Source organism: Embleya sp. NPDC055664 (genome assembly GCF_053618075.1).
Window position 1 is genome coordinate 59179 of the sequence record NZ_JBSHGZ010000028.1, and the last position, 12844, is coordinate 72022.

General features: G+C 72.5%; 10 protein-coding genes. 7 read left to right on the forward strand and 3 right to left on the reverse strand.

The window, feature by feature from the left end; translation table 11 throughout:
• The first annotated feature begins 193 nt into the window (after positions 1–193).
• The 4 genes from ACWGR4_RS34030 (at position 194) to ACWGR4_RS34045 (ending at position 4453) form a co-directional block, all read left to right on the forward strand.
• Positions 194–1498 (forward strand): AGE family epimerase/isomerase, encoded by a 1305-nt coding sequence (locus ACWGR4_RS34030; RefSeq protein ID WP_452132300.1) that lies wholly within the window; start codon positions 194–196, stop codon positions 1496–1498.
• Between the two features lie 113 nt (positions 1499–1611).
• A complete protein-coding gene (locus tag ACWGR4_RS34035; RefSeq protein ID WP_380003961.1) occupies positions 1612–2643 on the forward strand; it encodes a LacI family DNA-binding transcriptional regulator in 1032 nt (343 codons plus the stop codon).
• The gene (locus ACWGR4_RS34040) at positions 2640–3623 is read left to right on the forward strand and encodes a carbohydrate kinase family protein (protein ID WP_452132301.1); all 984 of its coding nucleotides are present in this window, start codon (positions 2640–2642) and stop codon (positions 3621–3623) included. Before ACWGR4_RS34035 ends, ACWGR4_RS34040 begins: the two co-directional genes overlap by 4 nt.
• Before the next feature lie 302 nt (positions 3624–3925).
• Positions 3926–4453, forward strand: coding sequence for a nucleotidyltransferase domain-containing protein (locus ACWGR4_RS34045; RefSeq protein ID WP_380003963.1), 528 nt, complete (start codon positions 3926–3928; stop codon positions 4451–4453).
• 742 nt (positions 4454–5195) lie between these two features.
• On the opposite strand, the gene ACWGR4_RS34050 is transcribed toward ACWGR4_RS34045, so the two are convergent.
• Positions 5196–5939, reverse strand: a complete 744-nt coding sequence (locus tag ACWGR4_RS34050; protein WP_452132302.1) for a YqjF family protein — start codon at positions 5937–5939, stop codon at positions 5196–5198.
• Between the two features lie 67 nt (positions 5940–6006).
• Positions 6007–6978 carry an ArsR/SmtB family transcription factor gene (locus ACWGR4_RS34055; RefSeq protein ID WP_452132303.1) on the reverse strand — a complete coding sequence of 324 codons (972 nt, stop codon included), beginning with the start codon at positions 6976–6978 and terminating at the stop codon, positions 6007–6009.
• Positions 6979–7037: 59 nt separating this feature from the next.
• On the opposite strand from ACWGR4_RS34055, the gene ACWGR4_RS34060 reads away from it, so the two are divergent.
• From ACWGR4_RS34060 to ACWGR4_RS34070, 3 genes are all read left to right on the forward strand, one after another.
• The gene (locus ACWGR4_RS34060) at positions 7038–8222 is read left to right on the forward strand and encodes an MFS transporter (RefSeq protein WP_380003966.1); all 1185 of its coding nucleotides are present in this window, start codon (positions 7038–7040) and stop codon (positions 8220–8222) included.
• 44 nt (positions 8223–8266) lie between these two features.
• Positions 8267–10387: an NAD-dependent DNA ligase LigA gene (gene ligA / locus ACWGR4_RS34065; protein ID WP_452132304.1), complete on the forward strand. Its 2121-nt coding sequence runs from the start codon at positions 8267–8269 to the stop codon at positions 10385–10387.
• Positions 10388–10608: 221 nt separating this feature from the next.
• Complete coding sequence (locus ACWGR4_RS34070) at positions 10609–11736, forward strand: terpene synthase family protein (RefSeq protein ID WP_452132305.1); 1128 nt, start codon at positions 10609–10611, stop codon at positions 11734–11736.
• A gap of 543 nt (positions 11737–12279) precedes the next feature.
• On the opposite strand, the gene ACWGR4_RS34075 is transcribed toward ACWGR4_RS34070, so the two are convergent.
• Entirely contained in the window at positions 12280–12753 is a 474-nt protein-coding gene (locus ACWGR4_RS34075) for a hypothetical protein (protein ID WP_452132306.1), read from the reverse strand.
• Positions 12754–12844: the final 91 nt, after the last annotated feature.

A 12844-nucleotide genomic window follows, 5' to 3' on the forward strand; every position in this document is an offset into this window, starting at 1 on the left:
CGGCCACATCGGCGGGTGTCCAGGGGTTGTGCCACCTCGGATGAGGCGGAAACCGGGTGGGGATTACGGCGATTGCCCCGACAGGTACCGCCGAACGCAGGGCCGCCGAGGACGATCGGGGCGGGATGTCGACAGCAGGGGGTGGGACGGGTACGGTCCGCATGACAACGATGTCATAGGGAGCGTGCGGCACATGGCAGCTGAACCCTGGCCGGAACCCTGGCCGGACTCCCCCGAACACACGGCCCGGCTCGACGCGGAATGCGACCGGCTGATCCGCTTCGCGGCCGGCGCCAAGTTGACCGGCGGCGGCTTCGGTTGGCTCGACGACGTCGGCCGGCCGCTGCCGGACGGGGTGGTGCACACGTGGGTGACCGCGCGGATGACCCACGTGTTCGCCCTGGCCCGGCTGCGTGCGGAGGCCCGTGGGTCGGCGTTCGACGCCGCCGAGGCGGGCGCGCTCGTGGCGCACGGGATCGCCGCGCTGACCGGGCCGCTGCGCGACCACGAGTACGGCGGCTGGCATCCGGTCGTGGATCGCGCCGGCCGACCCGCGCCGGGCGACGGCGACACCGGCGCCGACCCCGATCGCCCGGAGGGCAAGCGGATGTACGACCACGCGTTCGTCGTGCTGGCAGCCGCGAGCGCGTGCGCCGCCGGTCATCCCGAGGCGCCCGCGCTGCTCACCGAGGCCCTCGACGTGGTGGAGCGCCGCTTCTGGGAGCAGGACCGCGGCGCCTGCGCCGAATCCTGGGACCGGACCTGGACCGTCGGCGAGCCGTATCGGGGCGCCAACAGCAACATGCACGCCGTCGAGGCGTTCCTGGCCGCCGCCGACGCCACCGGCGAGGCCCGCTGGCGCGAACGCGCCCTGCGGATCGCCGAGCGGGTGGTGCACGAGCACGCCCGCGCCAACCACTGGCGGCTGATCGAACACTTCACCGCGGACTGGACCCCACTGCCCGAGTACAACCGCGAGCGCCCCGCCGACCCGTTCCGTCCCTACGGCGCCACCGTGGGCCACTGGTTCGAGTGGTCCCGCCTGCTGATCACGCTGGCCGAGGCGCTGCCGCAGCCGCCCGGGTGGCTGCGCGCGGACGCGGTGGCGCTGTTCGACGCGGCGGTGCGGGAGGGGTGGCGCGCCGACGGTCGGCCGGGCTTCGTGTACACCGTCGACTGGTCCGGGAAACCGCTGGTCCGGACCCGGATGCACTGGGTCGCGGCCGAGGCGATCGCGGCCGCGGCGGCGCTGCGTCGGGCCTCGGGGGACGCCGACTACGATGACTGGTACCGAGTGTGGTGGGAGCATGCCGACGCCGTATTCCTGGACCGGGAGCACGGCGGCTGGCATCACGAACTCGACGCCGACGCGCGGCCCTCGGCCGACGTCTGGCGGGGCAAGCCCGACGCGTACCACGCGGTCCAGGCGACCCTGCTGCCTCGGCTGCGGTCCGCACCGACCATCGCGGAGGCGCTGCGTCGTCGGGCCGTGGGGTGAGTGCGGCGCCGTCCCGCTCCCGTGCCCCTACCCACGCGCAACACGCACACCACGCAACGCGCAACACGCACCGTGAGTGCCGGGTGTGAGCCCGGTCGCCCGAAAGGAATGCGATGGCCGGCCCGACGACACCGGAGCGACCACGCGGGCGCGGGCGCTCCACGATGAAGGACGTGGCCGCCCTCGCCGGCGTGGGGATCAAGACCGTCTCGCGGGTGATCAACGGCGAGCCGAACGTGAGCGCGGTCAAGCGGCAGGCGGTGTGGGCGGCGGTCGCCGAGACCGGGTTCCGCCGCAACGACAGTGCCGCGCAGCTGCGTTCCGGGCACACCTCCAGCATCGGCCTGGTGCTGGAGGACGCCGCGGATCCCTTCTCGTCCGCGCTCACCCGCTCCATCCAGGACATCGCGCACCAACACGGCACGGTGTTGTTCAGCGCGTCGTCGGCGGAGGATCCGGACAAGGAGCGCGACCTCGTGCTGGCGCTGTGCGCCCGGCGGGTGGATGGGCTGATCGTGGTGCCGGCCAGCGGCAGCCATACCTATCTGCTGCCGGAGATCGAGGCGGGCATGGTGTGCGTGTTCGTCGACCGGCCGCCGGGCGACATAGAGGCGGACACGGTCCTGGTCGACAACGTGGGTGGGGCCCGGACCGGCGTCGGGCATCTGGTCCGGCACGGGCATCGGCGGATCGCCTTCATCGGCGACCGGTTGGAGATCTTCACCGCGCGCGAGCGGGTGCGCGGATACCGCGAGGCGTTGACCGAGGCGGGCATCGAGGTCGATCCGCGCCTGGTGTACAACGGGCCGCCGTACGGCGAGGAACTGCGCGCGTGGTTGCGGGCGATGCTCGGCGGCGCCGATCCGGCGACGGCGGTGTTCTGCGGGAACAGCCGGTTCACCGTCGAGACGGTGCGCGAGATCCGCCGCTCCCCGGTACAGCCGGCCCTGGTCGGCTTCGACGACTTCGAACTCGCCGACATGCTCACGCCGGCGGTGACCGTGGTCGCCCAGGATCCGTCCGGCCTCGGACAGGCCGCCGCACAGTTGTTGTTCCGGCGGCTGGCGGGGGATCCGACCCCGGTCCAGCACGTACACATGCGCACCCGGCTCATCCCCCGGGGTTCGGGCGAGGTGGGGCCGTGACCGGGCGAGACGCGAAGTCGGCGTACGACGAGGGAGGTTCGGCCGTGATCACGGTGATCGGCGAGGCGTTGATCGATCTGGTCCGGACCGAGGGCGGCGCGCCCGTCGCCCATCCGGGCGGCAGTCCGGCCAATGTGGCGGTCGGCCTGGGTCGGCTCGGGGTGCCGGTGCGGCTGATCACCCGTTATGGGAAGGACGAGTACGGCGAGTTGCTGTCCGCGCACCTGGCCGCGAGTGGGGTGGTGCCGGCGCCGGAAGGCGTGCACTCGGGGTCGACGAGCGTGGCGTATGCGCGGGTGGACGCGGCGGGGGTGGCCGACTACTCCTTCGACATCGTGTGGGATCTGCCCGCGAAGGTGCGGGTGCCGGCCGAGTCCCGGTGCGTGCACACCGGGTCGATCGCGGCGACGCTGGCGCCGGGGGCCGAGACGGTACGGGAGTTGCTGGCCGCCGCGCACGCCGGGCGCCGGGCGCTCGTGTCGTACGACCCGAACTGCCGGCCGTCCCTGATGGGCGAGCCGGAGACGGCCCGGGCGCGGATCGAGGTGCTGGTGGATCTGTGCGATCTGGTCAAGGTCAGCGATCAGGACCTGGAATGGCTGTATCCGGCGCGGTCGTTCCGCGACGTGGCGGACGAGTGGCTGCGCCGGGGGCCGGGTCTGGTCGTGGTGACCCGGGGGGCCGAAGGTGCGTACGGGGTCTGCCGGGCGGGCCGGGCGACGATCCCGGCCGTGCCGGTGCGGGTGGTGGACACGGTCGGCGCGGGCGACGCGTACACGGCCGGGCTGTTGGACGCGCTCCGTCGGCGGGAGCTGCTGAGCCCGAACGGGGTCCGTGACCTCGACCCGTCGACCCTGGCCGAACTGCTCGTCGACGCCTCGTCGATCGCGGCACTCACCTGCTCCCGCCCGGGCGCGGATCCGCCGACGGCCGCGGAGGTGGAGGCGTACCGGCGGGAGGCACGTTTCGACAATGGGTGATGACTGTGTGTGATTGTTTGGCGACCGAGGGAAAGGGGTGTCGGGTGGCGGTATTCGGACACTCTGTCGAGCGTGGGTGTCGTCGGCGTGGCGGGTGACATCGGGTCGGGGACCTCGTGGTTGTTCCGTGTCGATACTCCGACGGGGCGATCGGGGCCATGGCCGATTCCGGTGGTGTCCGGTGGGTGCGGGCGGGTCCGGCACATGGCCGGAACCACGATCGACGCCCGTTTCGGTCACGGGTGGATGACGGCCGGCCAAGACGGTGCCGAGTCGGGATTCGGGCGCTCTACGGTAAACCCATGACTGTGTCGTCGGATGCCGACAAACAGCTCGCACTGATCGTCGAAGTCCAGGACCTGGCGCGAGAATTGGGTATCGAGGTCTGGTTGCGCGGCGGTTGGGCGATGGATTTCTACCTCGGCCGGATCACCCGGGAGCATGTGGACGTCGACTGGTTCGCGTGGGCCGAGGACGCCCCGGCGCTCACAGTCGCGTTCGCCGCGCGCGGCTTCGTGCGGTTGGCCCGGGCACCGGCCGAACAGCAGCTCGATTACACGACGGGAGACGTGGAATTGGGTTTTGCCTTCCTGGATCGCGACCCGGAGGGCCACGTGATCGTGGCCGGCGGCCCGTGGGCGGGCGCCCGCTGGCCGGACGGGATGCTCGACACTCCCCCTGGGAAGTTGGCCGGGGTGTCGTGTCCGATCATCTCGCCAGAGGCCCAGATCGAGATCAAGTTGATGACCCCGGTCTGGCGACCGCACCGACCGCGCCGGGCCAAGGACGCCGAGGACATCGAACGCCTGCGGGAGGGATTGGCCCGGTAGGCGGTGGGGTTCGCGGTGGGGACCGCGTGACCCGGGAGTGTGGGGAGGGTGGGGATGATGGGGATGCGCTGCCGGGCTTCGCCCGGGGAGCGACACCGATTCGGCCGTGATCCGGATCGGGCCTCGAAACCGGATTCGAGGCGAAATTCGAGTCGGGGAGCCGACCGCGTCGTCGGTCGAGCGGGCTGAGACCGACATCGACAATCCGTGAGCCGTATGCGGTCACCGGTCGCCCGTGACCGGGCAATTCGCCGTGCGCTCGCGCGCTTTTCGGGGTGCCGAGTCGTGGTGTGCGCGTCGGCAGCGGTTCGAGTCGCCGGGCTGCGGGGTACGCGGGGTGGTGTTCGTGTGGGGTTGAGCGGGTGCGCGTCGGTGTTCGTGTGGGTGTGGGCGTGGCACGGCCGGTCGATGGTCGGCCGGGGCTCTGGAGGGCTCGGGGTGGCCGCGCCCTCCGGAGCGGTCACCGCCGGTCCGATCGGTGGATCGACGGTGACCGGCCGGCCCTTCGGGTCGGTTCGTGGGGGCGGGGCGGTGTGGCATGGGGACGCCGTGACGGGCGCCCGCGTTGCTCGGTCGACCCAACCGTCGCTCCGCCGGCGGCTGTTCCCGGCCGGCTCCGAGTCGGTGGTCGGGTCGGCGTTCGGGCCCGGCAATGCCGTCGCGGACAACCTGGGCGGGCGTTGCGCGACGTGGTGTTCGTGGCCACGAGCGCCTTCGGGCCCGACTCGGTTGCGGGTGTCGGTCAGGTGTCGGGGGTGACCGTGACGGGTGGGCCGAAGCGTACGGGTACGCCCGGGGAGTAGAGCGCGCTGGTCGGGGCGCCGGTGATGTTCGGGAGGCCGGCGGCGGCGATCAGGTTTTCGTCGAGGTGCAGCACCTCGGCGTGGTGCAGCGACCACTGCGGATGCGCGTTGGGCAGGTAGAGGGTGCGTCCGGCGACCGAGGTGTGCAGGCCCCAACGCGCCGTCAGGAAGTGTTCCAGCGGCCCGGGTTCGGTCACCGGCGCGCCGACACGGACCTCGACCGTCGCCGCGTGAGGCGCGCCCTCGAGGCGGTGTCGGCGGGTGGTGTAGCGCACCCGGTCGCCGGCGCGCTCGATCCGCATCCGGGCCCAGCGGTAGGGCAGGCGCAGCGTGGCCCGGGCGGTCAGCACGGGCAGCAGGCGGGCGGCCTCCAGGGAGCGGAAGACGACGCCGCGACGGCCGGCATCGTCCACGGAGTACAGCCGCACGTTGGTCTCCGGGAAGGTGCCCAGCCACGGGACGCGCGGCAGCCGCAGCAGGCCGACGTCGACCATCCGGAACGGAACCAGGCCGACGTAGGTCACCCCGTCGAGCACGTCGGGCCGGGTGCCCTCCGGGAGCAGCGGGGCGACCTCGGCGGGCGGCACGGGCCAATGCAGGAAGGTGAGTTCGCTCCAGCGCTGGGTGAGCACCACGTGCCGGATCCCGCGCGGCGCCAACGGGGTGACGGGTTCGATCCTCATCGGGCCATGGTGGCGCATCGGCGGAGGCGGGTGGCGCCGCATCGCCCGGTTCGGGGCCGGCGCCCGTTCAGCGCGGTGTCTGGGCGGCGATCAGGGCCTCGCCCGTCGGGGAGCGGTAGTACAGGACGGAGCGGCCGGCGCGGCGGCGCAGCACCAGGTGGGCGTCCAGCAGGATCCGCAGGTGGCGGCCGACCGAGCCCAGGCCCTGTCCGGTGAGCGCGACCAGTTGGCTGGTGCTCTTGGGCGTGTCGAGGCGGATCAGTACGCCGGCCCGGCCGGCGCCGAGGAGGCGGGCCAGCGCATCGGCCGCGGCCGGTCGGGGGCCGTCGGCCAGTACGCCGGAACAGGGGTAGACCACCGCGTAGTGCCGGGCCTCGTCCCAGGCCACCCAGCCGCGCCCGGGGGTGACCGGGACGAACGACAGCCGCGCCCGGCCGAGATCGCGCGGCGGGTAGTCGTACGCGTTGATCCGCAGTCGGCTCGCGCCCAGCCAGCGCATACCCGGGCGCAGGTCGTCCAGCGCCGCCGCCCAGCCGCCGCGGCCGAGTCGATCGGTGCGGGCGATGATGTCGGCCTCGATGATCCGGCGGCGGCGCGGCCAGTCGGGGCGGACCACCCCGCTCCAGAGCCAGTCCAGGATGTCGGCGGCGCGGGCGGCGAGGTCGTCGCGCCGCAGAGCGGGCGGCAGTGGACCGCCCATCGACACCTCCAGGTCCGCCCGGGCGTCGGCGGAGGAGACCGCCCGGACCCGTTCCAGTTCCCTGTCGAAGCTCGGCTCCGGGTCGCGGGTCGGCGGGGGCGTGAGGAAGTCGGCGTTCCAACTGCCGCCGTAGCCGATGCGCAGCAGCAGCGCGGTGATCGGGTCGGCGGCGAGCCGGGCCCGGTAGGCGGGCAGGTGCGCGGCCAGCCAGGCGCCTTCGCCGGGGTGGCCGGCCGTACCGCGCTCCAGGGTCTTCAGGGTCGCGGTGACCTCGGCCAGTGGTGAAACGGTGAAGCGGCTGCCCGCGAGGGTATCCGCGTCGACCTGCCACCACCCCATGCTTTCGCCTCCCGGCGAAACAGTAACGCCCCGGGCTTGGATACCCCGAAGCTCTCGCCATGCGCACCTACCGAGAGCTGTTCCGCACACCGGAGTACACCCCGTTGTTCGCCGCCACATCCGCGCATCTGGCGGCGATGACGGTGAGCGGACTGGCCCTGGGCACCCTGGTCTTCGATCGGACGGGCTCGCCGCTGCTGGCCGCGCTCGGCATGTTCGGCGGCTCGCTCGCGCAGGTGGTGGGGGCGACCGCGCTGATGTCGGCGGCGGATCGGTTGCCGCCCCGGGCCGCGTTGACCTCGACGGGGCTGATGTTCGCCCTGGGCACGGCCGCGTTGGCCCTGCCCGGGATGCCGCTGTGGGCGCTGTTCGCCATCGTGTTGGGCCAGGGCGCGGTGGCCGCGGTGGGCGGTGGGGTGCGTTTCGGGCTGCTGAACGAGATCCTGCCCCGGGACGGCTACCTGCTCGGCCGGTCGGTGCTCAACATGAGCAACGGGACGGTACAGATCCTGGGCTACTCGCTCGGTGCCGTGCTGGTCACCGCGCTGTCCGCGCGCGGCACGCTCCTCGTGGGGGCCGGGTTGTACCTACTCGGGGCGGTGGTGTCGCGGTGCGGGCTGGCGGCTCGGGCACCGCGCGCGGCCGGTCGGCCGTCGGTGGCCGAGACGTGGCGCAACAACGCGCTGTTGTGGTCGGTCAAGCCGCGCCGCTACGTCTACCTCGCGCTGTGGGTGCCCAACGGGCTGGTCGTCGGCTGCGAGTCGTTGTTCATCCCGCTCGAACCCGACCACGCGGGATTGCTGTTCGCGGCGGCGGCGCTGGGCATGCTGGCCGGGGACGTGGTCGGCGGCCGGTTCGTGCCGGGGCCGTGGCGGCACCGGCTCGGGCCGCCGATGTTGCTGCTGCTGGCCGCGCCGTATCTGCTGTTCGTGATGGATCCGGCGCTGCCGCTCGCGCTGGTCGTGGTCGCGATCGCGTCGGTCGGCTACTCGGCGAGCCTGCTGTTCCAGGAGCGGCTGATGGCCATGACGCCGGACGAGCTGAGCGGCCAGGCGCTGGGGCTGCACGCGTCCGGGATGGTGGCGATGCAGGGCGTCTGTGCGTCGCTCGCGGGCGGGATCGCGCAGGTGACGTCGCCGAGCACCGCGATGGTGGTGATGGCGGGGATGTCGATCACGGTGACGCTGAGCCTGACGGCGGGTCTGCGGGCGGGCCCGGGGGCGGCGGAGGTGCCCGTGGGGTGATATCGGTGCGGGGTGATGTCGGTCCTGTTCGAGAGCATGTACGCATGATCGACTCCCCGGCGCCGGCCGCCGTTCTCGCCGACTTCGACGCGTACACCCGGGCCGTCGCGGCCGTCGCCGACGCCGCGCGGGCCTACTACGGAGGCGCCGAGTCCACCGTCGACGACGACACCTACGACCGGCTGCTGCGCGGAATCGAGGCGTACGAACGGGCGCACCCCGAGCACGCGGTCGCCGAGTCGCCGGTGGGCAAGGTCGCCGCGGGCGCGCTGCCCGGCGGGGAGGTGCCGCACACGGTGCCGATGCTGAGCCTGGACAACGTGTTCGACCCGGAGGGGCTGACCGCGTGGGCCGCGTCGTTGGAGCGCCGGCTGGGGCGGGCGCCGGCGGCGCTGACGGTCGAGCCGAAGATGGACGGCCTGGCGGTCGCGGTGCGCTACCGCGAGGGCCGGCTCGACCGGCTGATCACCCGCGGCGACGGCATCGCCGGGGAGGACGTCTCGCACGCGATCGGTACCATCGTCGGTCTGCCCGAGCGGTTGGCCGAGCCGGTCTCGATCGAGGTGCGCGGCGAAGTCCTGCTCACCGCCGAGCAGTTCGAGGCGGCCAACGAGATCCGCCGGGAGTACGGCGCGAGCGTGTTCGCCAATCCGCGCGGCGGTGCGGCCGGCACGCTGCGGGCCAAGGACCGACCGTACGTGATCCCGATGACCTTCTTCGGCTACGTGGCGCTGCCGCTGCCCGACGACGAGAGCACGTTCGCGGCCGAGTTGCGCACCGCCGACCACTCGGCGGTGATGGCCCGGGTGGGGGCGCTGGGCGTGCTGACCACCGGGCGTACCGCGGCGCGGCTTCGGGTGTGCGCCACGATCGCCGAGGTCCAGGCGGCGGTGGACGAAATCGCGGCGCTGCGGGCCGAGTTGCCGTTCGGGATCGACGGTGTGGTGATCAAGGCCGACGCCGCCGCCGACCAGGCCGAGGCCGGCAGCGGCACCCGCGCGCCGCGCTGGGCGATCGCGTACAAGCCGGCCGCCGTGCACAAGATCACCCGGCTCCTCGGGGTCGACTGGGCGGTCGGCCGCACCGGGGTGATCGCGCCGCGCGCGATCCTGGACCCGATCGAGATCGACGGCAGCGTCGTCGGCTTCGCGACCCTGCACAACCCGGCCGACATCGAGCGGCGTGGGCTGATGATCGGCGACACGGTCAGCGTGTACAAGGCGGGCGACATCATCCCGCGCGTGGAGGCCCCCTTGGTGCACGCGCGCACCGGTGCCGAGACGCCGATCGAGTTCCCCACCGCGTGTCCCAAGTGCGGCGGTGAGGTGGACACTTCGCAGCAGCGGTGGCGGTGTGCCCAGGGCCGCGCGTGCGGGCTGCACGCCGGGATCCTGTACGCGGTGGGCCGCGACCAACTCGACATCGAGGGCATCGGCGGCCGGATCGTCACGCAACTGATCGAATCCGGTGCGGTCGCCGACGTGGCCGACCTGTTCACCCTCACCCGCGAACAGTTCCTCGCCCTGGACCGGATCGACAAGATCGCCGACCGGCTGATGGCGGGCATCGAGGCGGCCCGGACCAAGCCGCTGAACCGGGTGTTGTGCGCGCTGGGGGTGCGGTTGACCGGGCGCTCGATGTCCCGGCGGATCGCCCGCCACTTCGGCACGATGGACGCGATCCGCGCGGCCGACGTGGAGGCGATGGCGCAGGTCGAGGGGATCGGGCCCGGGAAGGCGGCGGTGATCGTCGCGGAACTGGCCGAACTCGGGGATGTGATCGACAAGTTGGTGGCCGCCGGGGTGAACATGAGCGAGCCCGGGGTCGTGCCGGATGCGGGTGTGGGTGCGGGTGTGATTTCGGGCGTGGGTGGCGAGGCGGGCCCGGAGCCGGGCGACGCGGGTGGGGCCGGGCCGCTTGCGGGTATGGCCGTCGTGGTGACCGGGGCGATGACGGGTGCGCTCGCGGCGCTGTCGCGCAACGAGATGAACGAGTTGATCGAACGCGCCGGTGGTACCGCCTCGTCCGGGGTGTCCAAGAAGACGGCGCTCGTGGTCGCCGGGGACAAGGCCGGATCCAAGCGGGCCAAGGCGGAGCAACTGGGCGTGCGGATCCTGACGCCGGAGGAATTCGGGGAACTGGTGGGGGTGTTGCTTCCGTCCTGACCGATGGGGGTGCCGGCATTCGCGTCGATATCCGTTCCGGCGACGGTGATTCGGGCGATCCATAGCAGATCGACGAACACCGTGAAGTGAATAGGACGATATCGGTGTGCGAAGCCTCGGACGCCGGCATCGTCGCGTTCGGGAGCCGGTGGTGGCCGGGAAGGTTCGCAGGCGCGGAACCGCCGGAGCCGCACCACCCTTCGACGACGAATGGAGTCCCCATGGTCGAGGCACACCCCCCGCGAATACCGCTGCCGTTCGCCCTCGACCGCAATCCGCACGCGCCCGAGGCGGAACGCCGGCTGCTCGACTGGGCCCGACGCCACGACCTGCTCGACCACGCCGACGCGGAGAAACGGCTGGTCGGCGCGCGGCTCGGGGACCTCGCGGCCTATACGCACCCCGACGCCGAGCCCGACCGGCTGGTGCTGTACGCGCAGTTCATCGCCTGGCAGTTCCTCACGCACGACCGCTACGCCGAACCGGACGAACGCACCGCAACCGGCCGGGAGCACCTGACGGCCCAGGTCGAGCCGGTGTACCGCACTGGCCGCGTCGATCCCGCCGCCGGGCCGATGGCGAGGGCACTCGCGGACATCCTGGGGCGGGTGTATCCGGCCATGAGTGCGGACTGGCGCGAGCGGTTCGTGGTCGAGGGTCTGGAGACGCTGCGACACGTGTTGCCGCGTCCGCCGGGCGGGCCGCGCACGGCGAGGCGGGATCACGCCGGTGGGGTCGAGGCGTATGTGCGGCATCGGCGGTTCGCCTGTGGGCAGTTCCCGTGTCTGCTGCTGGACGAGTACATGGCGGGCGGGGAGCTGCCGGTGATGATTCGGGACGGCGCGGCGTATGACGATGTGCGAAACGCCCAGGCGGACGTGGTCTCTTGGACCAGCGACTACTACGCGTCGCGGGACAGCGCGGGTTCCGGGGCGGATGTGGCCACCGACCTGGTGGGTGTGCTGGCGTACACGGAGCATGTGGGTCGTGCGCACGCGGAATCGGCGGTGGCCGCGCGGATCCAGGATCGGGTGGCCGACTTCCTGAGCGCGCGCCGGGAGTTGCAGGGGGGCAAGAGCGCGGCGGCGTTGGCGAATCCGGCTACGGATCTGGTGCTGCGGCGCTGCGTTTCGGCGATGCACCATCGTATGGCGGGGACGGAGGCCTGGGCGTGGGAGAACGTCAGGTCGATCGACCGTCGGCGGGGGGCGGACGGTGCGGGTGATGCGCGGAGCGCGCGGGACGCCGAGGGTGGCCTGCGGGTGCCGGAGTTCGTGGAGGACCTGTTGGATGTCCGGGGCCGGCCGCGGGGTTGGGATGGCGGCGCGGCGGGGCATCGGTGGCCGTAGGGGTCGGCGTGGGCGGCGCGTCCCGCTGCGCGCGCGTGGCTGCTTGGCGTCCTCAAATGCCCGACGGGCCGGCGTTGGTGCTGCCGGCTGGTCGGCTGCGGTGCGGAGCACGATGGGCCGGCCGCGCCGTGTGGTGAGCCCGGGACCGCTTGGCGTCCTCAAACGCCGGACGGGCTGGAGGGATGGGGGACGTTGGCGAGTCGGCTGCGGTGCGGGGCACGGTGGGCCGGCCGCGCCGTGTGGTGAGTCCGGGGCTGCTTGGCGTCCTCAAACGCCGGACGGGCTGGAGGGATTGGGGACGCTGAGGGATCGGCTGCGGTGCGGGGCACGGTGGGCCGGCCGCGCCGTGTGGTGAGTCCGGGGCTGCTTGGCGTCCTCAAACGCCGGACGGGCTGGAGGGATGGGGAACACTGAGGGATCGGCTGCGGTGCGGGCACGATGGGCTTGCCGCGCCGGGTGGTGAGCCCGGGGCTGCTTGGGGTCCTCAAACGGCGGGCGGGCTGGTCGGGGTCCATGCGTTCGCGGGGACCCCGAACCGGGTGCCTACCGCAGGACTGGCCTGCCGTCGAGCACCGCCTTCAGGATATCCAGGTTTTTGCAGAATCTGTCCTCGTAGAGGAACTCGGGGAGCACCGCCTCCGCCACGCCGGCGACCTTGCCTGCCCCGCCGAGGTGGACAGCGGCATTGGCTCCCTCGGCGTACTCGTTCAGGTGCCCGCGAATACAGGTGTCGATCGTTGGTTTGCCGGCGAAGTAGATACAACCCCGGCCGCCCATCTCGAGCCAGGTATGTACGGACACCGGCCCCTTGACGACGAGGGCGGCCGGGTCGTACAGCGAAGTCGCGAGAAGGTTCCGGACGGTCAAAGACCCGCCGACGAACAGGCAACTGTCCCAGAGACACACCAGATCCTGTGCGACGACCGAACCGGTGACGTAGAGGGCTACGACAGCGTGCCGACGGGTGATCCGAGGGACTGTGAACCCGGCGGCGTTGCGGACCGAGGCCAGGCCCAAACCGCGCGGACCTGTTCGCGGTGCTGAAGGGGTCGCTGCTCCCGCGCAACTCGCAGGCCGACAGCGCATTTACCGACACCGACCGATCGGT